This window comes from Streptomyces sp. NPDC005803 (assembly GCF_040630435.1).
In the GTDB taxonomy this organism is placed as follows: Bacteria; Actinomycetota; Actinomycetes; order Streptomycetales; family Streptomycetaceae; genus Streptomyces.
Window position 1 is genome coordinate 12,768 of sequence record NZ_JBEXXO010000014.1, and the last position, 25,163, is coordinate 37,930.

Genomic DNA, 25,163 nt, shown 5'->3' on the forward strand with positions numbered 1-25,163 from the left:
GGCCGCCGGGACCGGATGCTGGGTGACGTGACCCAGACAACCGAACCCGCCGCCCGCGATCACAGACCGGGCACCGGACGCGAGGCGCCCCGCCGCCGCGTCCACCGCGCCTGGCTCGTCGCCGCCGTCACCTTCGTGACGATCATCGGTGGAGCCGCCTTCAACTCCTTGCCCGGGCTGCTGATCGACCCGCTCCACACGGAGTTCCACTGGTCACGCGGGGAGATCGGCCTCGCCGTCTCCCTCGACATGGCGCTGTACGGGCTCACCGCTCCGTTCGCCGCGGCGCTGATGGACCGGTTCGGCATCCGCCGGGTGGTGGTCGTCGCCCTCAGCGCCGTCGCGGCCGGTGCGCTGGCCAGTGTCTGGATGACGGCCGCCTGGCAGCTGATGATCTACTGGGGGCTGCTCGTCGGTTTGGGTACCGGCTCCATGGCGATGGCCTTCTCCGCGACCGTCACCCACCGCTGGTTCGTCGCCCGCCGCGGTCTGGTGACCGGCATCCTCACCGCGGCCGGAGCCTCGGGGCAGCTGGTCTTCCTGCCCCTCTGCGCCTGGATCGTCGACCGGCACGGCTGGCGGCCCGCCTCGGTGACCGTCGCCCTGGCCGCCCTGGTCGTCGTCCCGTTCGTCTGGCTGCTGATGCGCGACCACCCGGCCGACGTGGGACTCGCCCCGTACGGCGGGGAGTACGTGGCCAAGCCGGTGCCCGCGCGCGGGGCGGCGAGGCGGACCGTACGCGTCCTGGTCGACGCGGCCCGCACCGGACCGTTCTGGCTGCTGGCCGGGTCCTTCGCGATCTGCGGCGCCTCGACCAACGGCCTGATCCGCACCCACTTCGTCCCCTCGGCGCACGACCACCACATGCCCGTCACGGCGGCGGCCTCGCTCCTCGCCGTCATCGGGATCTTCGACATCATCGGCACGGTCTTCTCCGGATGGCTCACCGACCGCTTCGACGCCCGCCGGCTCCTGGCCGTCTACTACGCGCTGCGCGGGGTCTCCCTGCTGTTCCTGCCGATCCTGATGCAGGCCACGGTGGAACCGCCGATGGTCTTCTTCATCGTGTTCTACGGACTCGACTGGGTCGCCACCGTCCCGCCGACCCTGGCCCTGTGCCGGGAGCGGTACGGCGAGGACAGCGCCGTCGTCTTCGGCTGGGTCCTCGCCTCCCACCAGGTGGGCGCGGCACTGGTGGCGTTCCTGGGCGGGGTGGCGCGCGACCACTTCGGCTCGTACGACATGGTCTGGTACGCGGCGGGGGCGCTGTGCGCGATGGCGGCGCTGATGGCGCTGATGATCCGCCGGATGACAGGACCGCCGGCGCGGACCCTCACGGCGTGAGCCGCTCAGCCGCTGAAGTGTCCGAACGCCCCCCGGTGGAACAGCAGCGGCCCGTCCCCGTCCCCGTCCGCCACCGCTCCGAGCGCCTCCACCCGGCCGACGACGATCAGATGGTCGCCGCCGGTGTGGACGGCCTGGATGCGGCAGTCGACCCAGGCGGGCACGGAGTCCAGCAGCGGCGAACCGGTCGCGGGGGCGGGGGAGTGCGCCACCCCGGCGAACTTGTCCGCCCCGCTGACCGCGAAGCCCCGGCACAGCGCGCCCTGGCCCGCGCCCAGGATGTTGACGCAGAACGCCCCGGCGCGGGCGATGCGCGGCCAGGTCGTCGACGTGCGGGCGACCATGAACGCGACCAGCGGAGGGTCCAGGGAGAGCGAGGCGAACGACTGACAGGCGAAGCCCACCGGACCCGCCGGGCCGCCGGCGCCGCCCGGGTCGTGGGCCGTGACGACGGTGACGCCGCTGGCGAAGTGCCCCAGCACGCGGCGGAACTCGCCCCGGTCGAGCGGCAGCCGCTCGTCGTCGGCGACGGCCCGCAGCGCCGGGCGCGGCAGGGGATCGACCCGCTCCGGACCGGTGGCCGTCGGAGCGCCGACGGACCGGAGGTAGCGGACGGCGGTCGCGGCCATGCCTGCGTGTCCCATCACCTCTCGATTAGAACTGACGCTACGTCAGATGTGAAGGCCCGGGCGGGACCCGCCCCCGACTTTCGTCAGGGGTCGTCCCTGCCGTTCGGGCCGGGATTCCCGCCTCCGGCGCTCCTAGGTTCTGCTGCCATGAGACGAGAAACCGGAAGCAGAGCCCTGACCGCCCGCCCGTTGCTCGCCTGCGTCGTCCTCGGCGCGGGGGCGGCCGCCGTCGGGGGCCTCGCGCCGGGGGGACTGGGGACGGAACGGGCCGTCGAGGTCACGGACGGCGCCTCGGCGTCCCTGTACCGCTCGGTGACCGGGCTGGTGGCCGATGCGCCCTCCTGGGCGGGGCCGCTGCTGGAGGCCGCTTGCGACGGGACGCTGGTGGCCCTCGGGCTGCTGCTCGTGGGGGTCTGGTGGAGCGCCGTACGCCGGGCGGACAGCCGGGTCGCCGCCGGCGCCGTGCTCACCGGACTCGGCACCGTACTCGCCTACGCGAGCAGTGAGGCCGTGAAACTCGTCGTCGACGAGGAGCGCCCCTGCCGGGTCCTGCTCCGCGGAGCGGCGGCGGTCGCCGAGTGCCCGCCGCCCGGCGACTGGTCCTTCCCGAGCAACCACGCCACCCTCGCGGCCGGTCTGGGCGTGGGCCTGGCCCTGCTGCGGCCCTGGTCGGCCGCCCTCGCCCTGCCGTTGGCGGGAGCGGCGGCGCTGCTGCGGGTCATGGTGGGTGCGCACTATCCGCACGACGTGCTGGCCGGCGCGGTGCTCGGCGGGGCGGTGGTCGCGGCCGTGCTGCTCGCGTTCCTGCCGCTCGTTCGGGTGGCGCTGTCAGCGCTCGGCGGGCGGTTCCGCAGGGCCGACGACCCCGGCCTCGTGGGCGACGACCGCCGCGGCGGCCCGGTTGTCCACGCCCAGCCGGGCCAGGATCGAGCTGACGTGGGCCTTGACCGTCCCCTCGACCAGGTGGAGGCGGCGCGCGATCTGCCCGTTGGACAGTCCGCCGCCGAGGAAGGCCAGCACGTCGCGTTCCCGGGCGGTGAGCGTCCGGACCCGTTCCCGCGCGGCGGCACGACGGCCCGCCAGGGCGCCCGCCCCCGTGGCCGAGAGATGGGCGACGACCCGGGCCGCGACCTTCGGTGACAGATAGGCGGCGCCGCCGGCCACCGCGCGGACTCCCGCGATGAGCTCCTCGGGCTCGCCCGACTTGATCAGGAATCCGGCGGCGCCGCCCCCGAGCGCCTGGAGGATGTAGTCGTCCTCGCCGAAGGTCGTCAGCATGACGACGCCCGTCCCCGGCACCGTGCGCCGGATCTCCGCGGCCGCCTCGATGCCGTTCGTCCCCGGCATCCGGATGTCGAGCACGGCCACGTCGGGGCGGTGGCGCCGCACCTGCTCCACCGCCTCGTGCCCGTCGCCCGCCTCGGCGACGACCGCGATGCCCGGGTCGGTGGACAGCACGGAACGCACGCCCGCGCGGATCATCGGCTCGTCGTCGGCGATGAGGACCCGGATCATGAGCGGGAACCTTCCTGGGTGGGCACGGGGCGGGTGTTCACGGGACGGGTGTTCACGGGACGGGTGTTCACGGGGTGAGGGCCTCCTTGGACAGCAGCCGGCCGTCCCGGAAGCAGAGCCGGTACGCGTCCCCGGACCGGTCGTCGAAGCGGTCCGCCGTCATCGCGTAGTACGCACAGCTGACGCCCGGCCCCTTCGGCTCCCCGGCCACGGGCCGCTGCGTGGTCTCGCGTTCGGGCAGCAGCCGCGTGAGGGCGGCCCGCCTCTCGCCCACCCGCAGCCGGGCGTAGTCGCCCGGGTCCAGCACGGACTGCCGGGCCGAGCGGACGTCCCACCCCATGAGGGCGGCGCTCAGGACCGCCCACGCCACCAGGGGCAGCACGACCGCGAGGGCCAGGGCCCGGCGTACCCGGCTGCGGGCGCGGTGGTGCTCCGGGGGCAGGGCCTCCCGGACGGTCCGGGGCGCGGAGGGCGGGATGCGGGCGGGCACGGTGTGCGGGAGGCGCGCGGTGACCGCGAAGCCGCCGTCGTACGGGCCGTGCGCGAAGCTGCCGCCCGCCAGTCGTACGCGTTCGTCGAGCCCGATCAGCCCCCGCCCGGTGCCGGGAGGGCCGGGAGGGCTCACGGGTACGGGCGCCGGACCGTTCTCCACCCGGACCGCCGTCGCCCCGTCCGTGTGCGTCAGCCGCACGTCCACCCGGGCGTGCGGCGCGTGCTTGGCCGCGTTGGTCAGGGCTTCCTGGACGACGCGGTGGGCGGCCCGTGCGGCCGGCGGGGGCATCGCGGCGGCGTCGCCCTCGACGTGGAGGGAGACCGGGAGACCGGCGGCCGCGGCTTCCGCGACGAGCCGGGGGATTCCCGTACCGGGTGGTCCGGGCGGCTCGTCGTCCGTCCGGCCGTCCGCCTCCTCGCGCAGCAGGCCGATCACCTCGCCGAGCCGCTCGATCGACGCCGCCGCCCGGGCCCGGATCTCCCCGGCGGCCGCCCGGTGAGCCTCGTCCAGACCGGGGGCGAGCTTGAGGGCGCCCGCCGACAGGGCGATGAGACTGAGGTCGTGTCCGAGCAGGTCGTGCATGTCCTGCGCGATGCGGGCCCGTTCGCGGGACCGTGCCTGCTCCGCGACGAGCCGCTGCTCGCGCTCCAGCCGCCCCGCCCGCTCCCAGCCGGCCCGGACGAGCTCCTGGTACTGACGCCAGAAGCGCCCCGCGAACCACGGCAGCATCGCTGCCACCGCGACCACCGCGACGAACCGCCCCGCCATCAGCAGCCACGACGGCACCAGGGCCACCGCCACCACGCCACCGGCCACGACCGTGACGAGTACGAGGAGGGTGGGCCCGGTCCTGCCCGGCTCCCGGCCGGCGAGGAACGCCGTCACCGCGGCGGGCAGCGCCCACCACGGACTGACCGCGCTCAGCACGGTGCACGCCGCGGCGGCCGCGGTCAGCAGACTCCCCCGGGCGACGGCCCGCCGGGCCGCACCACCGGCCCTGATCATCGTTGCGTCCACCCTGACGACCGTACGCAAGCGCACGCCGGTGCGGCACTGCCGAAAGTCGGGGGTGTTCCCGGCCTCGGCGGACTGCGCGATCGGGACCGTAGCGGCTCTCGGTGGCCGAGCCGCCACGGTCGGGTGCCAAGGGTATGAGGGTGGGAGGAGGGAACAAGACGACCAGCGCGCCCGACTACGGCCAGGGCCTCGACTCCGAACGGGCCCTCACGTTCGCCTTGGAGCGCGTCCGTGGTGACGGGGGCTGATGCGGGCGGCGCCGAAGTAGCCGAAGCACCGGGGGCGCTCAGATCCCCCGGTACTTTGGCGCCCGCCGTTCCACGAAGCTCGCCACGCCCTCGTTGGCGTCCCGCGTCGTCATGTTGATCTCCTGCGCCATGGCCTCGGCGGCGAACGCCGTGGCCCGGTCCGCGTCCAGCGACGCGTTGACGAGCTGCTTCGTGAGGGCGAGCGCGCGGGTCGGCCCCTCGGCCAGCCGCTGGGCCCAGGCCCGCGCCGTCGCCGCCAGTTCCTCGTCCGGGACCGTGCGGTTCACCAGCCCCAGGCGCTCCGCCTCCGCCGCCGGGAGCGCGTCGCCGAAGAACATCAGTTCCTTGGCCCGCTGCGGGCCGATCAGGCGGGGCAGCAGGTAGGCCCCGCCGCCGTCCGGCACGAGGCCGCGGCGCACGAAGACCTCGATGAACTTCGCCGACTCGGCGGCCAGTACCAGGTCGCAGGCGAAGGCGAGATGGGCGCCGATGCCCGCCGCCGTGCCGTTGACGGCCGCGAGGACGGGCTTCTCGCAGTCCAGGACCGCGGCGATCAGACGCTGCGCGCCGAGCCGGATCGTACGGGCCACGTCGCCCGGCACCCGGTCGCCGGCGGACGGGGCGCCGCGCAGGTCGGCGCCGGCGCAGAAGCCGCGGCCGGTGGCGGTGAGGACGACGGCCCGGACGGCGGGGTCGGCGGAGGCTCCGGCGAGCAGGGTGATGACGCGTTCGCGCTGGTCCCAGGTGACGGCGTTCATCGCCTCGGGGCGGTTGAGCGTGATCCAGGAGACGCCGTTGTCAGTGGTGTGGAGTATCAATGACTCAGGCGATCCGGACGGGTCGGCGTGGTCGGTGGTGTCTTCGGGGGAGGACGGCATGAGGCAGCTCCTGGGCGGGTGGCGGGCTCGGCGGCGAGCGCGGCGACGGGGTCGGTCAGCGGCAGACGGCGAGCGCGTCCAGGGCCACCGCGCCCTGTCCGCGGCGCAGCACCATCAGCGGGTTGATGTCGAGTTCGCTGAGGTCGTCGCCGAGTTCCAGGGCCATCCGCTGCACCCGCAGGACGACTTCGACGAGGGCGTCCACATCCACCGGCGGGCCGCCCCGCACCCCTTCCAGCAGGGCCCGCCCGCGCAGTTCGCCGAGCATCGCCCGCGCCTGGTCCTCGCCGAACGGCGGCACCCGCACCGCCGCGTCGTGCAGCACCTCGACGAGGACGCCACCCAGCCCGACCGTCACCGTCGGCCCGAACAGGGCGTCCTGGGTGACGCCGACCATCATCTCGACGCCCCGCTCGACCATCTGGCAGACCAGGATGCCGTCCAGTTCGACGTCCTCGTAGCGCGCGATGTCGGTCAACTCGCGGTAGGCGTCCCGGACCTGGCTGGCGGAGGTGAGGTTGACCTTGACCAGACCCAGCTCCGTCTTGTGCGCGAGCCGTGCGCCGGACGCCTTCATGACGACGGGGTAGCCGACGAGCCCCGCCGCCCGGACGGCCGCCGCGGCGCTGGTCACCAACTGCTCGCGGGGCACCCGGATCCCGTACGCCCGCAGCAGCTGCTTCGCCGCGTGCTCGCTCAGCTGGTGGCCCGGGCGCATCAGTGCCTGCGCCTTGCGGAAGGAGGGCGACGGCGTGCGCGGCGCCTCGTCGAAGGGGGAGCGGTAGGAGGCGGCGAAGCGGTGGTGGTCCAGGTAGGCCTTCACCGCGGTGATGCAGTTGCCGAACGTACGGAAGGTGGCGACGCGGGACGAGCCGAGCAGCGTCGTGCGGTAGGCGGCCTCGGTGCCGACCGGCGACCCCCACACCACACACACCAGCTTGTCCGTGGCCTCCGCCGCGTCCACCAGGTCCTGCGCGAGTCTGTCGCTCATGGGCGGGAAGGGGCCGGTGATCGGACAGATCAGCACCCCCACCTCCGGGTCGGCGAGGAGGGCGTCGATGATCTTCCGGCCGCGCCAGTCGCCGACCGGGTGTCCGCCGTTGTCGACCGGGTTCGCCACGTTCAGATAGCCGGGTATCCAGGTGTGCAGTTCGGCCTGCTTCTCCTCGGACAGCACCGGGAGCGAGAGGCCCGCGCCGGTGGCCAGGTCCGAGAAGTGCGCGCCGGTGCCGCCCGAGATCGAATACACCACGACCCCGTCGGCCAGCGGCTTGCGGGCGCGGGCCAGGAGGGCCGCCGTGTCCTGGAGTTCGTCGAGGCCGTCCACCCGGATCACGCCGAACTGGCGCATGGCCGCGTCGACGACCTGGTCGGCGCCGGTCAGCTTGCCGGTGTGTGACGCGGCCATCCTGGCCCCCGTCTCCGTACGCCCCACCTTGACCGCCACCACCGGCACACCGGCCCGGGCGGCCCGGTCCGCCGCCAGCAGGAAGGAGCGCCCGTCCTTGAGCCCTTCGACGTAGCAGGCGATGGCCCCGACCTCGGGGCGCTGGGAGAAGTACGCGATGAAGTCGGCGGTCTCCAGATCCGCCTCGTTGCCCGTGGGAGCCCAGTGCGAGAGCCGCACCCCCAGCTCCTGGAGCGTGTAGACGGGGCGTCCCTGGTGGCCGGACTGGGTGATGAGTGCGATCGCCGGGCCCTCCAGGTCGTCGCGGAACTCCTCGAAGGCGTTGAGGTTGGTGTTCGGACCGAGCAGCCGCAGACCCGACCGCTCCACGGCGGCGGCCAGCCGGGCCTGCGCGGCGGCGCCCGCCGCGCCGGTCTCCGCGAAGCCGGAGGCGAAGGCGACGGCGAACTTCACCTTGGCCTGCGCGAGCTCCTCGATCACGGGCAGCGGGTCGCCGACCAGCAGTACCGCCAGATCCACCTGTTCCGGCAGAGCGGCGACGGACGGGGCGCAGGGCAGTCCGAAGACGGTCGCGCGCGTGGGGTGCACGGGATACAACCGCGCCCCGACCCGCTCGGCCCAGGCGATCAGCTGACGGGTGATTCCGGTGTGGGGCCGTCCCTCGGCGTCGGACGCGCCGATGACGGCGACGGACTCCGGCCGGAAGAACCGGTCCAGATCCGGCACGGGCGCGTGCAGGGGGCGGCCGCTGACATCGAGGTCGCCCTCCGCGGCGGCGGCCGCCATGCTGTGGACGGCGGCATGCGGTTCTTCGCCGCAGGCCACCACCCGGGCGCGGAAGTCGGTGGTGAGGGTGCCGTGAGTCGATCCAAGCATCGTTCCGCCCACTCCTGCTCGAAAGTCCGTCGGCACGTGTGGTGCCCGGCCCGCGTCAAAGCTGACGCACTGTCAGGTTACTGAACTGACGGCCCGTCAGGAATGGGTGTGCAGGGAAAGGCTGAGAGGAGTGGGCGCGGAATGCCCACGGGGGCGCGCGGGCGTCGGCACGCTTGCGGGGCGGGGCGGCGTCGTTGCGCATCGACGCCCGGGGCGGCGGGCGTCATTGCGCCGGAACGCCTGGGGCGGGGCGCCTTGCCGCGCCGCGCCGCTCGCCGGGCTGCCGCTTCCGGAGTTGCCGCTTGCCGGGCTGCCGCTCCGGGCTGGCGCTCCGCGTGGGTGCTCGGTCCGCTGATTGCGGGCCGGGGTGCCGCCCGCCCGGCGACGCGGGCAGGGGTGCTGCCCGCCCGGCGACGCGGGCAGGGGTGCTGCCCGCCCGGCGACGCGGGCCCGGCGGCGCGTCCGGGGCGCTGCCCTCCCGGCGGTACGCGCCCGGCAGCCCGGGGGCGCGTCCGGGGCGCTGCTCTGTCGGCGGTACGCGCCCGGCAGCCCGGCACGGCACGGCCCGGCACGGCACGGCACGGCCCTGCCCGGCCCGGCACGGCCCGGCACGGCCCGGCACGGCACGGCCCGGCCCGGCCCGGCACGGCCCGGCACGGCGCGGGCCGCCACGGGCCCCGCGCTGCGGGTCAGGCGGTGCGTGCCAGGCGCTTGGCGATCTTCCGGGCGTCCAGGGCCATTTCGCGGAACATGCCGCTGATGGGGTTGGTGAACCCGGTGAAGTACAGGCCGGGCGCCTGCTTCGGGGTGCGGCCGCCGTACGCCACCGGCCGGCCCCGGGCGTCCAACACCCCGAGATGACCGACCAGCGGCTCCAGGGCGCGCAGATAGCCGGTCGCGGCGATCACCGCATCTGGGGTGATCCGGGTCCCGTCCGCCAGCACCACCGCGTCCTCGTCGAACGACTCGACGGCCGCCACCGGCACGACCCGGCCGCCCTTCACCGCGTCGATCAGCCCCACGTCCTGGACCGGGATGGCCCCCTCCTTGACCCGGGAGTACAGGCCCGTGTCGGGGCGGGGCAGTCCCTGCGCGGCGAGGTCGGGCACGGCGACGCGGGCCATCAGGCCTCCGGCCCGGTCGACGAGCGCGACCGGCAGCCGGCGCACGAGGATGCCCGTCGCCTGTGCGGGCCAGCCCGCCGTGGAGCGGCGCACGAGGTGCGGAACGGTACGCACCGCGAGCCGTACGCGTGAGGCCCCGCCCTCCACCAGGTCGACGGCGATCTCCGCCCCGGTGTTGCCGACGCCGACGACGAGGACGTCCTTGCCCGCGTAGGGAGCGGGGTTGCGGTACTCGCAGGCGTGCAGCAGCTCGCCGGTGAAGGTGTCGCGCCCGGGCCAGTCGGGGATCCGGGGAGTGTGGTTGAAGCCCGTGGCCACGACGACGGCCCGGCCGGTGAGTTCGCGCCCGCCGGTCGCGGTCAGCCGCCACCCGGTGCCGTCCGCCGCCCGGTCGACGCGGGACACCTCGACGCCCGTCACCACTTCGAGCCCGTGGTGCTCGACGTACTTCTCCAGGTAGCGCACCACGTCGTCCCGGGAGACCCAGCGGCCGAACCTGCGGGGCATGGGCAGCCCGGGGAGGGCGGACCAGCGCCGGGTGGTGTGCAGGTGCAGCCGGTCGTAGTGGCGCCGCCAGGACGCGCCGACGTCCCCGGACTTCTCCAGGACGACGGCCCGGACCCCCTGCTCGCGCAGGGCCGCGGCGGCGGCCAGGCCGCCGGGGCCACCGCCGATGACGTAGACGGGACGGTCCTCGGTGATGTCGGTGGGGGCCGCGACGCTGCTGCGATCGGCGGTGGGTGCGCTGTCGGACATGCTTCGGAGCGTAATCGCGCGGCCCGTTGATGGGTCTCGGTCAAGACCGGAATCGATTGCGAATTGATCACGGGTGCGCACCTCTTGCGCAGCCCGTCCCGATCGGGTGAACTGACGTACCGTCAGATACGGCGAACGGGAGGGCCCATGCGGACGATCTGGCTCGACGGAGCCGAGTGGCTCGCCGTGCTCCGAATAGGTCTCGGTCTGTGGTGGCTGGAGAGCTGGCGCCACAAGGACAAGAAGGGCTGGTTCGAACGCGGGACCGGCATCGCGTGGGCGGCGGACGTCGCCGGCAAGCACCGCTGGCCCGTGGTCAGGAGCGGCTTCGAGAAGGTCGTCGCGCCCCGCCCGAAGCCCATGGCGTACCTCGTCGTGTACGCGGAACTGGCCCTGGGTCTCGGCCTGGTGGCCGGATTCCTGACTCCGGTCGCCCTTGTCGCCGGGCTCCTGCTCAACCTGCTCTACCTGGTGCTGATGATCCACGACTGGGCCGAGCAGGGGCAGAACGCGATGATGGCGCTGATCTCCCTCGTCGCCCTGGTCACCCTGTCCTGGCAGACCTGGTCCCTCGACGACGCGATCGGACTCTTCCTGTGACGCCCCCGCCCCCGCCTCCGGCAGCCGTCCCGCCCTCGTCTCCGACCCCGGCAGCCCCGGCGTCGACCCCGCCGACCCCTCGTCATGACCTTCCGGAGCCCGACGCGTTCACCCGCCCCTACTGGGACGCCGCCGCCGAGGGCCGTCTGCTGCTGCGACGCTGCCGTGACTGCGGCCGGGCGCACCACTACCCGCGCGAGTTCTGCCCACACTGCTGGAGCGAGGCCGTCGACTGGGAGCGGGCGAGCGGCCGGGCCGCGCTCTACACCTGGTCCGTCGTCCACCGCAACGACCTGCCGCCGTTCGGCGCCCGCGTCCCGTACGTCGCCGCCGTCGTCGACCTGGCCGAGGGGCCGAGGCTGATGACGGAGGTCGTGGAGTGCGAGGAGAGCGCGCTCGCCGTCGGGATGGAGTTGCGGGTGGCGTTCCGCCAGGAGGAGGGGTGCGAGGCGGTCCCGGTCTTCCGTCCCTGAACTGGGCTCTGAACCGGCTCTGAAGGGGACGGACGAGGTGCACTTCGGCCCGCTCGGCGGCCTCATCACCCACGCCGTCGACCGCCACGTGGCCGACCGGCCGGGCGACCGCCTCGTACTGTCCCGGATCAGCTTCGACATCCTCGGCAGGCTCGCCCTCGACGTGCGAGATCCGGGTCGAGACCGTCCGGCCCGGCCGCACCGTCGAACTGGTCGAAGCCGTCGCCCTGATCGGCGACCGCCCGTCGTACGCGTCAGGGCCTGGCGCCTCGCCTCCTGCGACACCGCCGCCGTGGCCGGGGGTGAGGGCGACCGGCTCACCGCTCCCGAGGCGCTCGCGCCGTCGGCCAGGCCCAGCAGATCCGCACCCTCCGCCCTCGATGAGGCGGGGACGGAGGCCCGGCCCCGAGGGGCGGGTCTCCGTTCACCCCAGGGTCCGCACGCTGATGGACCACGGCCCGTCGGAGCGGGCGTAGATGAGGCAGGGCCCGGGCAGCGGCGCCTCGCCCCGCCACCGGCCGACGTGGTTGGCCAGTTCGTCGAGGAACCCGTCGCCGTCCGCCTCGAAGGTGTCGACGAGGAAGTAGCCGCCGTCGTCGGACCGCGGGTCGCCCTCGTGGCGGAGCGTCGCGATCGCCGGGCCTCCCTCGTAGCGCAGCACGTCCGAGGCGGGCCGCCGCGCGTCTCCTTCCAGGGGCAGCGCGCTCGACACCGCTCGTGCCTCGACCGTCCACGGTCCGTCCGCCTGGACCCGCAGCGCGCGCACGGTACGGTCGTCGCCGTTGACCAGCGCCCGGCAGGCGAAGGGCCCGTCGGTGTACACCAGTTGACTCCCGGATCGCAGGCTTGCGTCCAGGGCGTCCACGACGAAGTGTCCGGACCCTCGATGGGTGATGTCGAGAACGACCGGTCCCGCTCCGGTCGTCAGCGGAGCGACCCGGTCGTCGTCGCCGCCGACGCACTGCAGCACCGGTCCGCCCGCGGTGAGCGGCGAGGGCGCCTGTTCCGGCGCGCCCCCGGTCTTGGTGACTCCGGTCAGGGGCACCACATCGGCGCCCTGCTTCGCCCGGTTGCGCTGGAACCACTTCATCGACAGCCCCCTTCGACGTCGCGCGCGGAGTCTGTTCCCCCGGCGTCGCTCAGCGCGACAACTCCTTGCGGTGCCTGCGGCGTTCCCGGAGGTTCGGGTGGCGGACGATCACACCGCCCGCACCGCAGGAACCCGTGATCCGCAGGACCGGCGTGCCGGGCAGCCGTTCGCCCGAGGTCTTGTCCTTCAGGCCGCCGAAGCCGAGATCCAGCGCGTCCGTCTCCGCCTTCCAGCCCACCGGGACCACGAAGACCACTCCGGCCATCTGCGCGTCGACCTCCACCTCGACCTCGCGCAGCCGGCACTCGGCCTGCGTGAAGTCGATGCGCACGCCGCCCAGGCCCCCGTACGCGACGATGCGCGGCGGCACTTTCCAGCGGCCGGTCCGCTGAGCGCCGTGGATGCCGCCCTTCAGGGTCAGGGGCTCGCCCGGGTCGAGCACGACCGGCCCCAGGTCGTCGGTGAGCGGGGCGAGTTCGGCGTGGGTCTTGGCCGTGAGCGCCTGCCCCAGGCGCTCGTCCAGTTCGTCGAGATCGATGCGCCCCTCGGCCGCCGCCTCCCGCAGCTGTTCGACGACCGCCTCGCGGTCGGCGTCGGAGGCGCGCATACGGCCGGCGGATCGCGAGGGCTCTGCAGTCATGCCCCGATGATACGGACGCCGGTGCGCACGGACAGGGCCCGCTCGGCCTCCCGACTGCCGTCGGCCGCCGTCAGTCCCCGCGTCGGCTGCGCTCCAGCCACGGGCCGAACTCGCTGTCCAGGACCAGCCGTCCGAGTTTGCGGTACTCGGCCAGCACCGCCGACACGAGCTGCTGGGTGTCCAGGGGGCGGCCCGACTCCGCCGCCTGGTAGGCGGCGGTGACCGCGCAGGCGCGGATGGACCCGCCCGTCAGCTCGAAACGCTCCGCACAGGTCCGCAGGTCGAGGCCGGGGGCGCGGGGGATCTCCGTGCCCAGGCAGCGTTCCCACAGGGCCAGCCGCTGCTCCTTGTCCGGTACGGGGAAGTCGGCGACCACGTCGAGGCGGCGGGTGAACGCCTCGTCGAGGTTGGCCCGCAGGTTGGTGGTGAGCACGGCGATGCCGTCGAAGGACTCGATGCGCTGGAGGAGGTACGCCGACTCCACGTTGGCGTGCCGGTCCTGGGCGTCCTTGACCTGCGAGCGCTTGCCGAAGACGGCGTCCGCCTCGTCGAACAGCAGCACCGCGTTCACGTCGGACGCCTCGACGAAGATCCTCTCCAGGTTCTTCTCGGTCTCCCCGATGTACTTGTCCACCACGGAGGACAGGTCCACGACGTAGAGCTCCATGCCCAGGTCGGCCGCGACGACCTCCGCCGACATGGTCTTCCCGGTGCCGGACTCCCCGGCGAACAGTGCGACGATGCCCCGGCCCCGGCCACCGCCCGGCCGCATCCGCCACCGGCCGAGCACCTGCTCACGGTGGCGGGCGCGCAACGCCAGGTCGGACAGCTGGCGGCGGGTCGCCGGAGGCAGCACGAGGTCGTCCCAGCCGACGGTGGGCTCGATGCGGCGGGCGAGCCGTGCCAGCCCCGCCCCGTTCTGGGCCCGGACGGCGGTCCGCAGGTCCTGGGGCTCCACCGGGCGCCCCTCCAGGTCGGCCAGCCGGGCGGCGACCGCGGCGGCCCTGCGTATCTGGCCGGAGTCGAGCCGGTAGGCCCGGGTGGCGTCGACGAGACGCGCGTCGGCCGCCGGGGTGCCGGCCGCGAGGCCTGCCGCGGCGCCGGCCCCGGCGAGCGCCCGGCGCCACCGCCGTGCCGCGTCCGCCGGGTCCGGAGGCGGGACGGCGACCGTCACCGGGCTCTCGCCGGCCCACAACGGGTCCCAGTTCTTCTTCCCGTACATGACCAGGGGCGAGCCGCCGCCGACCGCCTCGCAGAGCGCGCCGATCAATCCGGCGCCCTTGGGCTGCCCGGAGGTGAGCGTCTCCAGCGGGCCGAGGACGAGACCGCCACCGGTCAGCCGCGCCTCGGTCGCCAGGATCCGCGCGGTCCGCACCGGATCCGGGGCGGTGGCCAGGGCCGTGACGTCCACCACCAGCGGGCGGAGCCCGGCCGCCAGGAGGGCGTCCGCCGCCAGCCGGCCCGGGTCGCCGCCTCGGTCCAGCAGATGCACCAGTCCGCTGCCGGTGCCCAGCGCCGCCGCGACGCGCAGCGTCGTCGCGCACGCGTCGGGCTCCTCTTCCGGGCCGGCCACCCGGACGAGGCCGTGCAGCCTGCCGTCCGCCTCGTCGTCGCCGAGCAGATGGGCGGTGACCCGGTCCGGTACGCGCAGTACCCGCGTGAGCAGCGGGCGGTCGGCGTCCAGCACCTCCACGAGGCCGGCCGCGACCAGCGGGGCGGACGGCGAGAAGCGGAAGCGGCCGGGGCCCGCGGCGGGCAGTCCGCAGAGTTCGAGGGCCAGGCCGATCGTCGCTCTGCGCCGGGTGAGGTCGTCGTTGAGATAGCCGTACAGCTGCTCGAACCGTGCGTCGATGTCCGGGGCCATCGCGATCAGCAGGAGATCGACGTCCGGAGCGACCAGCCCGAAGCGCTCCGCGAGGGCGGCGATCCGGCCTCCCGCCGGGGAGGTCGGCGGGGCGTCGGGCCGGTAGGCCGGGACGGGCAGGAACGCGTCGCGGGAGTCCAGGACGCGCTCGGCCGCGGCGGGGGTGAGGTACTGCCCCCGGTACGGGTCGTTCGGTTCCGGGTCGGTCTCCTGGCGCAGCGCGACCGCGACCCGTACCCGCCGCTCGATGTGGCCCAGCCGTTCCCAGAGGTCCTCCAGGGCCGTCGGCGGGGGGCCGGCCGGCTCCTGGAGGCCGGGCGGGGCCTGATGAACCGTGGTCACCGGGCCGGACCTCCGCGCCTGCGCCGGCCGGGCGGGAGCTGCCGTTCACGTTCCGCGGCGAAGCCCTGCCCGCCGGCGTCCGAAGCGCCGTCGTAGCGCAGCCGCCGTCCCGGCTCCGTCGCCTCGCCGTCCCGGGCGGCCGCCGTCCGCACCAGCAGGCCTTCGGTGACCGGGGGCCCGGCCGCCGTCACCTCGCCGGCCAGCGGCGCCCACACCCGCAGGTCGATCGCGGCCTTCAGCTCACCACCCAGCGCGGACCACACGTCCACGGTGGACGGCCGGTCACCGGTGCCGGCGGACGCCGCCTCCATCTCCACCGTCAGCCCGAGCGAGGCCAGGCTGCCCGTCAGCATCCGGCCGGGCAGCACGTCCGTGCGGATCAGACAGCGCAGCACCTCGGAGAGCAACCGGTGTTCGTCCTGCGGACGGTTGGTCCACGCGGTCACCAGATAGGTCAGTTCGAACCAGCGAGGCGGTGTCCGCCGCCCGGTGACCACGCCCTCGTCGTCGTACTCCTCGGTCGTGCCGGTACGGCGCCGGGTCGCGTCCTCACGGATGCCGTAGAGGAAGACGCTGACCGTGGGAGCGTTGCGGCGCGCGGACCAGTCGCTCGTCGGGGCGTCGAAGACCAGGTCCACGCCGCTCTCCTGGAGACCGGCGTCGACCAGCAGCAGCCGCAGCCCTTCGTCGACTTCGTGGATCACCTGCGCCCCACCTCGTCCGGCGGGACGATGGTGCCGCTGACCACCAGGAACGGTGTGGTGACCGGACTGAACCCCGGGCCCGAAGCGGTGATGACGCGCGGTCCGGTCTGGTCCTTCACCAGGATCAGCAGCTGGGCGATGAAGGTGCCGTCACCGGCCGGGCGGGCCGGCGGCGCGGTCGCCGTGATCCCGGGCTTCCAGGTGAGCTTCACCGGGGTGCCGGGCGGGAAGTCCTTGCCGCGCACCGAGGTGACGAACCCCGGTTTGCCGACCGCGGGCACCGCGACGATACGCGGCTGGAGGATGCGCAGCGGGATCCGGGAGACGTTGTCACCACGGTCGGCGTCGGTCCCGCTCGTGGTCAGCGTCCCGGTGACGCTCGTGCGCAGGGCCCGGTCCGGGGCGAGCACCACCCGCAGGACGGTGGAGGCGCCCGGCGTCAGATCGGGCAGCGCGCACACCCCGGCGGCGCAGCCCGCCGGAAGGGTGGCCACCGGCATGCCGGCGGGCAGCCCGAGCCGCAGCCGCAGTCCGGTGGCGAGCGCGTTCTTCCCGTTGCGCACGGTGTACGTCACCACGACCCGCCCGCCCACGTAGCCGGGGCTGGGCTGGGCCCGCACGACGACGCCGGGGCCGGCCTCGGGCGCGGGAGGCAGCGGGGCGGGCGGCTGCGCCGGGGGTGCGGGCGAGGGGTGCGGCGGGGCGGGGTGGGGCGCCGAGGGAGTCGGCGTGGGCGGCTGGGGGATGGGGCGGACCCGGACGTCCGTCCCGGTGGCGTTGTCCGTGGGGTTCGGGTCGACGACGGTGCCGGTGACCGACCAGCCCATCTGCCAGGGTCCGGTCGTCACGCCCGTCAGCCGTGCGGTGACCTTCACCGAGGCGCCCGGCCGGAGCACGCCCAGGTCACAGCTCGGCGAGCCTGCGGCGCAGGAACCGGCGGTGGTGGTGAGTTCCTCCAGGTGGACGCCCGGCGGGGTGTCGGCGACGAAGGTGGTGCCGGGAGAGGGAGCGGGGCCGCGGTTGGTGACGGTGACCGTCACCGACACCGATGAGCCGGTCTCCACGGAGGGGCCGACGGGCGGTGCGGTCACCGCCAGGTCGACCGACTGCTGGAAGGCGGGCTCCTTCTGACGGCCCGGCAGCTTCGCGGTCAGCGCGGTCAGCGTGCCCGTGGCGAGGTTCAGTGCGGAGAGCTGCTCGGGGGAGTTCGGCGCGATGTCCCGTCGAGAACTCAGCACCAGCTGCCCGGCGTCCGGTGACCACGCCACGTCGCGCGGCTGGTAGGGCCCGGTCGCCGTGACGTCCGGGATCTGCTCGCCGCACGCGGCGGGGTCGTCGCGCCGGTCGGACGGCAGCACGACCCGGCAGTTCTTCCCCTTCGGCGAGGTGACGACGATGCTCGCCCGGTGGTTGATCTGGTCGGCGCGGTCCTTGCGGTTGAAGGCGATCGCCGTGCCGTCGGGGGAGAAGGCCGGGCTGTCGTCGATCACCTTGCACTCGCCGGGGCAGCCGGTGACGCTGAGGTCCTGCTGCTGCTCGAGGGCGGCCACCGGGGCCGTCCAGACGTGCTTGATGCCGCCGAGGCCCCGGATCACCTGGGCACGGGTGAAGGCGAGCGTGGTGCTGTCCGACGACCAGGCGGGCTGGGCGTCAGCGCCCACCACCTCCCCCTGGGGCGGGACCACCTTGCCGATGATCTCGCCCGTGGTGACGTCGGCGACGAGCACCTGGCTCGGACCCGCCGCCTCACCGACCCCTCCGGGAGAGGTCCGGGTGAAGGCCACCTTGGTGCCGTCCGGGGAGAAGGAGGGGTCGGTGTCCCAGTCCCGGGGGCCCCGGCCGTCCAACTTCATCGGCTCCGCGTGCGTCCCGTTGGTGTCGGCCAGCCAGATCCGCTGGATCCGTTGTCCGTCCAGGGTCTCGAAGCGGGTCACGGCGATGTTCCGGCCGTCGGGCGTGTACGTCTGCCGCTCGGTCCAGGGGTCGTAGCCCTCCGACGGGTGGAACAGCGGGTCGTCGGCGGGGTCCTCACTGGTGTTGGTCCGCGCCTTCGGGTCCTCGCGCAGCACGTCGAGCCTGAGGTCCCGGGGGTCGGAGCCGTCCTTCCGCATGTCCTGGAGCGTGACGAGGGCCGCGTCCTTGGTGGTCCTGCGGGTGACGACGACCGTCACGGAGTTCCCCGGAACGAGGACGGCCGGCGACTCCACCTGACGGTCCTCGGAGAGCACCATCACCGGTACGGGATCGGTCAGGGTGTCGGCCCGGTACACATGGTCGTAGACGGAGCATCCGCAGTCCGTGTTGGGGCTGAGGAAGACCAGACCGTCCCCGCCCGGGAGCCATGCGGACGAGCGGGTGCCCCAGCCGGCGAAGTCGCCGGTCAGCAGGGGGCGGCTGGTGCCCGGACCTCGGGTGACCCGCAGCCGGTCCCCGGTGTCCGTGTCCGACTTCGGCGCCTGGTGCAGGGTGTAGGCGATGAGATCCCGGTGGGCGGAGTCGCCCACCGGGTTCCACTCCGGCTCGGTGGCGTCCCCCTCCGCGCTGTTGCTGACGCAGGTCACCTCCCCATTGGACAGGGTTTGTACGTAGACCTGTGTGCCGGACTCGGGGCCGCCGTCGCTCGCGTACGCGATCCGGGTGCCGTCCGGGGACAGCGTCGGGGAGGTCTCGTCGGCGGTTGTGTTCGTCAGCCGCCGCAGACCGGAGCCGTCGACGCCGATCGACCAGAGGTCACGCTGGGTCGACGACCCGGCTCCCGGTTCGGCCGAGTCGAAGACCACAGTCTGTCCGTCGGCGGAGAGTTCGGGGTGGGCCGCGTCACGGCCGGTGGTGAGCCTGAGTACGGAGCCGTCGGCGCCGCGCACGTACACCTGGGGCCGTGCCTTGTCGCGGAGGCTGGTGAAGACCAGCGCCGCGCCGCGCCCGAAGGCGTCCTGGTCGTAGTGCGCCGGACCGGTGCCGAACAGGTCCTGGCTGGCGGTCGCCCCGGAGGGCACCTGCCCGAGGCTGCGGTGCCCGGTACCGGCGAAGGCGATCCGCCCGGTGTCCGTCGGCGCCGCGTCCACGGCGGCGACCGCTTGCCGCGCGTCCTGCGGGGCGGATACGGAACCCGCCACCAGCAGTGGTGCCAGCAGCACCACCGCGCCGCTCAGCCGGCGCAATCGGGCACGTCTCGCCGGGCCAGCAGGACCGCCCACGGTCCACCTCACAGTCTGGTCGATGGTTCTCCACGTCAAGCATCGTGCGCGCGGGGGAACAAGGACAGGGCCCGGAGTACCCGGAGCGGGGGAAGATCCGGTGCCCTTTGCGGCTGTCCACCGCCGGACGGCGTCCCGTGGCCGCGTCACGCGGCACCCGCGGCAGCCGTCCACCCCGCGTGGTGACGGTGCCCGCCCCTCCCCAAGGGCGCCGGATGCCTCCCGGGATTACCCGGATGCCTCCAAGGATTACCTGGAGGCATCCGGGGCAGTCCTTCTGAGGGCCGGTCACTTCGGTGCGGCCGCCCCCAGGGGCTCGCGGCACCGCGAGGGCAACACCCGTTGCCCCCGCGGGCCGTCGCCATGGGCTCCCGGGGGAGACCGCCACCGCCGCGCGCAGGAGGACGCACCTCAGATGAGCCCGTGCCGCATCGCGTAGCCCACCGCGTGGGCCCGGTTGCGCAGGTCCAGCCGCGTCGCGACCTCGTGGAGCACGTTCTTGACGGTCCGTTCGGAATACGACGTCTTCTGCGCTATCTCCGCGGTGCCGTACCCCTCCGACACCAGCCTGATCATCTCCGCCTCCCGCGCCGTGAGCGTGGAGAGCGAGAGCCCCCGGGGGTCCAGCACCGTGCGGTGAAGGCTGCTGACATGGTCGATGAGCTTCCCGAGGAGGTCGCCCGGCAGCACCCCTTCGCCCTTCGCGATCGCCGTGACGAGATGGACGAGGCGGTCCTGGTCGGCCTCCCCGCGCCTCAGCACGGCGGCGACACCGTACTCGATCAGGGTCTGGAGCGCCCCCGCTTCGAAGAAGCCGACGACGAGGCCGGTGCGGGTGGCGGTGTTGCGCTGAAGCCGGTGCAGGAGCTGGACGGTCGGCTCGTTCACCACGTCCACCACCACCAGGGAGACCTGTGCGCGGTCGGCCTCCTCGTCCGGTATCAGCTCGATCTCGGGCCGCAGGCGCAACTGCTGCACCACGCCGGTCTGCAGGATCAGGTCCTCCGCGTACACCGCTACGGACACCCGGCCCCCCGGGGCCCCCGCCCCGGCGTGCTCGGGCACGTGGGGGCCGCGGCTGCGGACGCCCGCCGTACCCGTCGTCGTCATGTCTGTCGTGGTCATGGTCATCTACTCGTCCTTCTCAGCCGCTTTCGCCGGTACCCCATACGTGAGACCTGGTGCTCGCTCGTCGTGTGACGGAACAGGGAGACCTGGCCCGGGGACGGGGTACGGGGACACGACGCGGGTGTGCCGCCAGGGCACCACCCCTGCCCGCACGTTGCCCTCCCGCCTCTGCTGCGGGGCCCGGGCCGCGGCCTAACGTCGCATCGTGACCACATCTGCCGAACTCGACATGCCCACGGTGACGGTGTCGCCCGGCGCCGAAGCGACCACCTCGTTGACCGTGCGCAACGACGGCGACATCGTCGAGGCGTACACCCTCGAAGTGGTCGGCGACTGCGCGGCATGGACCACGGTGGAGCCGGCGCGCGTCTCCCTCTACCCCGGCACCTCGGAGACCGTGACGGTGCGGCTCGCACCTCCGCGCTCCCACGAGGTCAGGGCCGGCGAAATGCCCCTGGGCGTACGGGTCCTGCCGGCGGAGCACCCCGAGGCGGTGGCCGTCCCCGAGATGACGGTGGTGGTCGAACCCTTCCGGGAACTCCGGGCCGCGCTGGAGCCGGGCCGGCGCAGGGGCTGGCTGGGAGCCAGGTTCCGCACCTCGGTGCAGAACCTGGGGAACACCCCCGTCGACGTCGTCCTCACCGGGAAGCAGGCGGGAGAGGAACTCCGTCTCGCCTTCACGCCGGAACGCCGGAAGCTGGAACCGGGCGAGTCCGCCGAGGCGGGCCTGCGCGTGCGGGCCCGGAAGCTGATCTGGTTCGGAGCTCCGGCCGCCTGGCCGTTCGAGGTCCTGGTCGCCGAGGACGAGCAGCCTGGTGCCGGGGGCGAGCAGCCCGCCCGGCCGGAACCGCTGCCCGGCCGTCCGGAACCGCTGCCCGGGGAGTTCGCGCAACTTCCGCTGCTGCCCAAGTGGTTGCTGATCGTCCTGGCGGCGCTGATCGCGCTGCTGGTGGCGTGGTTCGCGCTGGTGCGCCCCGCCGTCCGCAGCACCGCTGAGGAGGCGGGCGCCAAGGCCGCGCAGAAGGAGACCCGGGAGCCGCAGCAGGGCGGCGCCGCGACCGGCGGCGGTCCGTCCGGCGGGCAGGGACAGGAGCAGGGGCAGGGCGAGGGCACCGGAACGGGCGCGAACGGGTCCGGCGGCGCCGGTACGGGCGGCGGCTCGGGCTCGACGGGCGGCGGCACGGCGAACGCCCAGCAGACCTCCGAGACCATCGACGTGCAGACGGGCGCCGGAGCCAAGAAGGACGGGACGTATCAGGTCCCGGAAGGCAAGATCTTCGGTGTCACGGACATCGTGGTGGCGAATTTCCAGGGAGACGAAGGGGTGCTGACCATCTCCTTCGGGGAACGGAAGATCACCACCATTGCCCTGGAGACGTTCAGGAACCAGGACTATCACTGGGTCACCCCCATTCAGGTTCAGGAGAAGGCGGCGGTCACCGTTTCCGTGACCTGTTCCAAGCCCGGGACTCCGGCTACCGGAACGCAGGCCTCCGGGTGTCACCAAGTGCTTAATGTCAGCGGCGTGCTGAGCGATGTCACGCCGTGAGAACGATAGCGCCGAATTCTTGCCCGCCGGTTCCGGGGGCGTGAACAAACAGGGCTCCTACCAGCGGAAACGTCCACCTGGTCGTTGATCGGGGTGTGGCCCTTCACACACCCGGCGCGCCGCGTGGAAATTCCGGAGCGGGGGGTGGCCGGCGAATCCGTCCCCCGTCTGTCTCGGGTGATTCCAGCCATTCTCAGGTGTATTGATCCGCTCGAAGCGTGGATGCCCCCGCTCGTCCGAGCGGGGGCCGCTCTCGCGGCTCCGGCGCGACCGGGGAAATCAAGCCGAATCGCTCCCCGGGGGCCGGTAGTTTCTGGCTGAAATTAGCCCCTCGCGCCGGGCGTGCGGCGGCATGGATTCCCCGGGCGCCTTTCCGGCCGTCGGGTGTATTCGTGTGCCGCCATGTCGACATTTCGACTGTCCCGGGGGATCCGGGGCCACGCCGGCGCGGGAGCGTGCCGCCGGGCACGGGCTGCCTCGGTGGGCCCCCGGGCGTCCGGAGGGCCCGGAAAGGCAGTCACCCTGCCCCGGGGCCAGGACTTTGAGGCCTTCTGCCCGCAGACACCTCCGGGCAAGACTGAACACGCGAACGACTGACCACCCGAAGGAGCGAGCATGCCGTCGTACCTCACCCCAGGTGTATACGTGGAGGAGGTGCAGTCCGGAGCGCGGCCCATCGAGGGAGTCGGCACCGCGGTCGCAGCCTTCGTCGGGTTCGCGGAGACCGGTCCCTTCCACCGGCCGACGCTGGTGACGAGCTGGGACCAGTACGTATCGGCCTTCGGCACCTTCACCCCCGACACCTACCTGACGCTCGCCGTCCACGGGTACTTCAGCAACGGCGGCGGCGCGGCGTACATCGTGCGGATCGGCGGCCCTGCCGAGGACGCGCCGCAGAGCGCCGCGCCCGCGACGGCCCCGTCCGTCGCCATCGGCGGCTTCCTGGTCTCCGCCCGGCCGGGCGCCGGTGAAGGCCTCTCCATCGAAGTCGCCGACGCCGAGGGCGAGAACGTCCCCGAGGACCGGTTCCGGCTGCTGGTGCGGCAGGGCGGCAAGGTGGCGGAGACGTACGACACCTCCGTACGCAAGAACGTCAAGGGCTACCTGGTCACCCAGGCCCGCCAGTCCAAGCTCATCGAGGTCGTCGAGCAGCCCGGTGCGGCGCAGACCCGCCCCGAGAAGCAGAGCCTGTCCCTCGCGCCGGCCGCCCCGGACGCGGGCGGGGCCGTGCGGTCCGGCCCGAGCGAGTACGTGGGCGACGCGTCGGCCCGTACGGGCATCGCGGCCCTCGAGGCGATCGACGAGATCACCATGGTCGCCGTACCGGACCTGATGAGCGCTCACCGGCGCGGTGACATCGACGACGAGGGCGTCAGGGCGGTGCAGTTGGCCGTCATCGCGCACTGCGAGCAGATGGGCGACCGGGTCGCCGTCCTGGACACCCCGCCGGGGATGAACGCCCAGCGCGTCCGCACCTGGCGCAACGAGGACGCCGGATACGACTCGCGCTACGCGACCGTGTACTACCCGTGGCTCAAGGTCCTCGACCCGGCGACCGGCCAGCAGACCCTGATGCCCCCGAGCGGCCACGTCGCCGGGGTCTGGGCGCGCAGCGACGGCGAGCGCGGGGTGCACAAGGCGCCCGCGAACGAGGTCATCCGCGGGGCGCTGGACCTGGAACTGCGCCTGAGCCGGGGCGAGCAGGACCTGCTCAACCCGATCGGCGTCAACTGCGTCCGCGCCTTCCCCGGCCGGGGCATCCGGATCTGGGGCGCACGGACGCTCTCGTCCGACCCGGCCTGGCGCTACCTCAACGTACGCCGCCTCTTCAACTACCTGGAGGAGTCCATCCTCCTGGGCACCCAGTGGGTGGTCTTCGAGCCGAACGACGACCGCCTCTGGTCGAGCATCCGGCGCAACGTCACCGCCTTCCTCACCGAGGAGTGGCGCCGGGGCGCGCTCTTCGGCCGGACGGCGGAAGAGGCGTTCTACGTCAAGTGCGACCGCGACAACAACCCGCAGGAATCCATCGACCTCGGGCAGGTCGTGTGCGAGATCGGCGTCGCCCCCGTGAAGCCCGCGGAGTTCGTCATCTTCCGCCTTTCGCAGTTCTCCGACAGCACCAGTCTCGTCGACGAGTGACCCGTCCTCGCCGAGGACTGACCCAGCAGGCAACGAACGGAACAGGTGACACAGAGTCATGGCAGAGGGCGACGCTCTTTCCACCCACGTCTTCGGCGTACAGCTCGGCGGCTATCTCGTGGAGTCCATCCAGGAGATCAGCGGCCTGACCGTCGAGGAAGAAGTCGTCGAGGTCCGTCAGGTGACCGCCGAGGGCAAGCAGATCATCCGCAAGCAGCCCGGCGCGCGTCAGGCCGGCGAGGTGACGATCACCCGCGGGCTCGACAAGAGCAGCGAGTTCACCAAGTGGATCAAGGAGACGCTCAACAACGGAGCCGTCGACACCGCACGGCAGAACCTCACCATCGAGATCAAGGACTCGAAGGGTGAGACCGTCCGCCGCATCCAGCTGATGCAGGGCTGGGCCAGCAAGTGGGAGGGCCCCTCGCTGAAGGCCGGCGAGTCCAGCGCGGCGACGGAGACGGTCACCATCACCTTCGAGGAGATCGTCGTCGAATGAGGCGCAGGACCGTTTCCGGCGGCGGCCTCGAAGAGGTCCTCGACAACCTCGCCGCCGCCGCGCCGGCCCCCCGGGAGGAGGCCCCGACGCCTCCTCCCGCCCGGGAGCCGGACCGTCAGGGCCTGCGTACGGAGTTCGACTTCGAGCTCCCGCGCGGGTACGTCGACGACGAGGGACAGGTGCACCGGAGCGGGTCGATGCGGCTCGCCACGGCCCGGGACGAGCTGCGCCCGCAGATCGACCTGCGGGTCAAGGAGAACCCCGCGTACCTGAGCGTGGTGCTGCTCAGCCAGGTGATCACCCGGCTCGGCACCGTCACCGACGTGCACGCCGGGGTGGTGGAGCGGATGTACGCCACGGACGTGGCGTTCCTCCAGGACTTCTACCGCCGCATCAACAGCGAGGGCCACACCCACGCCGCGGTGACGTGCCCGCTGTGCCACGGGTCGTTCGAGGTGGACCTCTCGGGTGAACGCCTGGGGGAATAGTGACGTACGCGCCTTCCCGGCTGCGGGAGGAGCTCGCGTACATCGCCTACCACTTCCACTGGCAGCGTGAGGACATCCTCGACCTCACCCACGGTGAGCGGCAGGAGTGGGTGAGGGAGATAGCGCGGATCAACACCCGCGTCAACGAGAGCGGGTGAG

The 25,163-nt window shown here is 73.4% G+C and carries 20 protein-coding genes and 2 pseudogenes; 10 read left to right on the forward strand and 12 right to left on the reverse strand.

The window, feature by feature from the left end; all coding sequences use genetic code 11:
• Nucleotides 1-15: 15 nt before the first annotated feature.
• Nucleotides 16-1,344, forward strand: coding sequence for an MFS transporter (locus tag ABZ454_RS20525; protein WP_359539735.1), 1,329 nt, complete (start codon nucleotides 16-18; stop codon nucleotides 1,342-1,344).
• Nucleotides 1,345-1,349: 5 nt separating this feature from the next.
• Here ABZ454_RS20525 and ABZ454_RS20530 read toward each other — a convergent pair whose 3' ends face one another.
• Nucleotides 1,350-1,973 (reverse strand): flavin reductase family protein, encoded by a 624-nt coding sequence (locus tag ABZ454_RS20530; RefSeq protein ID WP_359539737.1) that lies wholly within the window; start codon nucleotides 1,971-1,973, stop codon nucleotides 1,350-1,352.
• 147 nt (nucleotides 1,974-2,120) lie between these two features.
• Here ABZ454_RS20530 and ABZ454_RS20535 point away from each other — a divergent pair.
• Nucleotides 2,121-2,714, forward strand: a pseudogene (locus ABZ454_RS20535) (phosphatase PAP2 family protein); the annotation flags it as partial.
• A gap of 87 nt (nucleotides 2,715-2,801) precedes the next feature.
• Here ABZ454_RS20535 and ABZ454_RS20540 read toward each other — a convergent pair.
• The 5 genes from ABZ454_RS20540 to ABZ454_RS20560 form a co-directional block, all read right to left on the reverse strand.
• Nucleotides 2,802-3,488, reverse strand: a complete 687-nt coding sequence (locus ABZ454_RS20540) for a response regulator transcription factor (protein ID WP_359539739.1) — start codon at nucleotides 3,486-3,488, stop codon at nucleotides 2,802-2,804.
• 67 nt (nucleotides 3,489-3,555) lie between these two features.
• Nucleotides 3,556-4,986: a histidine kinase gene (locus ABZ454_RS20545; protein ID WP_359539973.1), complete on the reverse strand. Its 1,431-nt coding sequence runs from the start codon at nucleotides 4,984-4,986 to the stop codon at nucleotides 3,556-3,558.
• 298 nt (nucleotides 4,987-5,284) lie between these two features.
• Nucleotides 5,285-6,124 carry an enoyl-CoA hydratase-related protein gene (locus ABZ454_RS20550; protein ID WP_359539741.1) on the reverse strand — a complete coding sequence of 280 codons (840 nt, stop codon included), beginning with the start codon at nucleotides 6,122-6,124 and terminating at the stop codon, nucleotides 5,285-5,287.
• 55 nt (nucleotides 6,125-6,179) lie between these two features.
• Nucleotides 6,180-8,408, reverse strand: coding sequence for an acetate--CoA ligase family protein (locus ABZ454_RS20555; RefSeq protein WP_359539742.1), 2,229 nt, complete (start codon nucleotides 8,406-8,408; stop codon nucleotides 6,180-6,182).
• A 689-nt stretch (nucleotides 8,409-9,097) separates the two neighbouring features.
• Nucleotides 9,098-10,288 carry an NAD(P)/FAD-dependent oxidoreductase gene (locus tag ABZ454_RS20560; protein WP_359539743.1) on the reverse strand — a complete coding sequence of 397 codons (1,191 nt, stop codon included), beginning with the start codon at nucleotides 10,286-10,288 and terminating at the stop codon, nucleotides 9,098-9,100.
• A 147-nt stretch (nucleotides 10,289-10,435) separates the two neighbouring features.
• On the opposite strand from ABZ454_RS20560, the gene ABZ454_RS20565 reads away from it, so the two are divergent.
• The 3 genes and pseudogenes from ABZ454_RS20565 to ABZ454_RS20575 form a co-directional block, all read left to right on the forward strand.
• Complete coding sequence (locus ABZ454_RS20565; RefSeq protein ID WP_359539745.1) at nucleotides 10,436-10,888, forward strand: DoxX family protein; 453 nt, start codon at nucleotides 10,436-10,438, stop codon at nucleotides 10,886-10,888.
• Complete coding sequence (locus ABZ454_RS20570) at nucleotides 10,885-11,361, forward strand: Zn-ribbon domain-containing OB-fold protein (protein ID WP_359539747.1); 477 nt, start codon at nucleotides 10,885-10,887, stop codon at nucleotides 11,359-11,361. Before ABZ454_RS20565 ends, ABZ454_RS20570 begins: the two co-directional genes overlap by 4 nt.
• A 1-nt stretch (nucleotide 11,362) precedes the next feature.
• Nucleotides 11,363-11,704 (forward strand): annotated as a pseudogene (locus tag ABZ454_RS20575) (acyl-CoA thioesterase domain-containing protein); the annotation flags it as partial.
• 81 nt (nucleotides 11,705-11,785) lie between these two features.
• On the opposite strand, the gene ABZ454_RS20580 reads toward ABZ454_RS20575, so the two are convergent.
• The 6 genes from ABZ454_RS20580 to ABZ454_RS20605 all read right to left on the reverse strand — a co-directional run bounded on the left by ABZ454_RS20580 (nucleotide 11,786) and on the right by ABZ454_RS20605 (nucleotide 20,329).
• Nucleotides 11,786-12,451, reverse strand: coding sequence for a hypothetical protein (locus tag ABZ454_RS20580; RefSeq protein ID WP_359539748.1), 666 nt, complete (start codon nucleotides 12,449-12,451; stop codon nucleotides 11,786-11,788).
• A gap of 49 nt (nucleotides 12,452-12,500) precedes the next feature.
• Entirely contained in the window at nucleotides 12,501-13,091 is a 591-nt protein-coding gene (locus ABZ454_RS20585; RefSeq protein WP_356320548.1) for a DUF1707 domain-containing protein, read from the reverse strand.
• Nucleotides 13,092-13,161: 70 nt separating this feature from the next.
• The gene (locus tag ABZ454_RS20590; RefSeq protein ID WP_359539750.1) at nucleotides 13,162-15,297 is read right to left on the reverse strand and encodes an ATP-binding protein; all 2,136 of its coding nucleotides are present in this window, start codon (nucleotides 15,295-15,297) and stop codon (nucleotides 13,162-13,164) included.
• Nucleotides 15,294-16,001 (reverse strand): DUF4255 domain-containing protein, encoded by a 708-nt coding sequence (locus ABZ454_RS20595; protein WP_359539751.1) that lies wholly within the window; start codon nucleotides 15,999-16,001, stop codon nucleotides 15,294-15,296. The genes ABZ454_RS20590 and ABZ454_RS20595 overlap by 4 nt, the downstream gene beginning before the upstream one ends.
• Nucleotides 15,998-19,198, reverse strand: coding sequence for a hypothetical protein (locus ABZ454_RS20600; RefSeq protein ID WP_359539753.1), 3,201 nt, complete (start codon nucleotides 19,196-19,198; stop codon nucleotides 15,998-16,000). Before ABZ454_RS20600 ends, ABZ454_RS20595 begins: the two co-directional genes overlap by 4 nt.
• A gap of 411 nt (nucleotides 19,199-19,609) precedes the next feature.
• On the reverse strand, nucleotides 19,610-20,329 hold the full coding sequence (locus ABZ454_RS20605; protein WP_359539756.1) for a LuxR C-terminal-related transcriptional regulator: 720 nt from the start codon (nucleotides 20,327-20,329) through the stop codon (nucleotides 19,610-19,612).
• A gap of 226 nt (nucleotides 20,330-20,555) precedes the next feature.
• On the opposite strand from ABZ454_RS20605, the gene ABZ454_RS20610 reads away from it, so the two are divergent.
• The 5 genes from ABZ454_RS20610 (at nucleotide 20,556) to ABZ454_RS20630 (ending at nucleotide 25,162) form a co-directional block, all read left to right on the forward strand.
• On the forward strand, nucleotides 20,556-21,875 hold the full coding sequence (locus ABZ454_RS20610; RefSeq protein ID WP_359539976.1) for a hydrolytic protein: 1,320 nt from the start codon (nucleotides 20,556-20,558) through the stop codon (nucleotides 21,873-21,875).
• Between the two features lie 615 nt (nucleotides 21,876-22,490).
• A complete protein-coding gene (locus tag ABZ454_RS20615) occupies nucleotides 22,491-24,017 on the forward strand; it encodes a phage tail sheath family protein (protein ID WP_356320538.1) in 1,527 nt (508 codons plus the stop codon).
• 58 nt (nucleotides 24,018-24,075) lie between these two features.
• The gene (locus ABZ454_RS20620; RefSeq protein ID WP_124720830.1) at nucleotides 24,076-24,516 is read left to right on the forward strand and encodes a phage tail protein; all 441 of its coding nucleotides are present in this window, start codon (nucleotides 24,076-24,078) and stop codon (nucleotides 24,514-24,516) included.
• Entirely contained in the window at nucleotides 24,513-25,004 is a 492-nt protein-coding gene (locus tag ABZ454_RS20625) for a hypothetical protein (RefSeq protein ID WP_356320537.1), read from the forward strand. The genes ABZ454_RS20620 and ABZ454_RS20625 overlap by 4 nt, the downstream gene beginning before the upstream one ends.
• Nucleotides 25,004-25,162 (forward strand): DUF6760 family protein, encoded by a 159-nt coding sequence (locus ABZ454_RS20630; protein ID WP_167535327.1) that lies wholly within the window; start codon nucleotides 25,004-25,006, stop codon nucleotides 25,160-25,162. The genes ABZ454_RS20625 and ABZ454_RS20630 overlap by 1 nt, the downstream gene beginning before the upstream one ends.
• The last annotated feature ends 1 nt before the right edge of the window (nucleotide 25,163 follow it).

Bases quoted from the DNA above. Each gene is read 5' to 3' on its own strand.
- ABZ454_RS20620 (WP_124720830.1), top strand. From the start codon at position 24,076: ATGGCAGAGGGCGACGCTCTTTCCACCCACGTCTTCGGCGTACAGCTC.
- ABZ454_RS20530 (WP_359539737.1), bottom strand. From the start codon at position 1,973: ATGGCCGCGACCGCCGTCCGCTACCTCCGGTCCGTCGGCGCTCCGACG.
- ABZ454_RS20555 (WP_359539742.1), bottom strand. From the start codon at position 8,408: ATGCTTGGATCGACTCACGGCACCCTCACCACCGACTTCCGCGCCCGG.
- ABZ454_RS20550 (WP_359539741.1), bottom strand. From the start codon at position 6,124: ATGCCGTCCTCCCCCGAAGACACCACCGACCACGCCGACCCGTCCGGA.
- ABZ454_RS20525 (WP_359539735.1), top strand. From the start codon at position 16: ATGCTGGGTGACGTGACCCAGACAACCGAACCCGCCGCCCGCGATCAC.
- ABZ454_RS20545 (WP_359539973.1), bottom strand. From the start codon at position 4,986: ATGATCAGGGCCGGTGGTGCGGCCCGGCGGGCCGTCGCCCGGGGGAGT.
- ABZ454_RS20580 (WP_359539748.1), bottom strand. From the start codon at position 12,451: ATGAAGTGGTTCCAGCGCAACCGGGCGAAGCAGGGCGCCGATGTGGTG.
- ABZ454_RS20625 (WP_356320537.1), top strand. From the start codon at position 24,513: ATGAGGCGCAGGACCGTTTCCGGCGGCGGCCTCGAAGAGGTCCTCGAC.
- ABZ454_RS20610 (WP_359539976.1), top strand. From the start codon at position 20,556: ATGCCCACGGTGACGGTGTCGCCCGGCGCCGAAGCGACCACCTCGTTG.
- ABZ454_RS20560 (WP_359539743.1), bottom strand. From the start codon at position 10,288: ATGTCCGACAGCGCACCCACCGCCGATCGCAGCAGCGTCGCGGCCCCC.
- ABZ454_RS20605 (WP_359539756.1), bottom strand. From the start codon at position 20,329: ATGACCATGACCACGACAGACATGACGACGACGGGTACGGCGGGCGTC.
- ABZ454_RS20615 (WP_356320538.1), top strand. From the start codon at position 22,491: ATGCCGTCGTACCTCACCCCAGGTGTATACGTGGAGGAGGTGCAGTCC.
- ABZ454_RS20585 (WP_356320548.1), bottom strand. From the start codon at position 13,091: ATGACTGCAGAGCCCTCGCGATCCGCCGGCCGTATGCGCGCCTCCGAC.
- ABZ454_RS20540 (WP_359539739.1), bottom strand. From the start codon at position 3,488: ATGATCCGGGTCCTCATCGCCGACGACGAGCCGATGATCCGCGCGGGC.
- ABZ454_RS20565 (WP_359539745.1), top strand. From the start codon at position 10,436: ATGCGGACGATCTGGCTCGACGGAGCCGAGTGGCTCGCCGTGCTCCGA.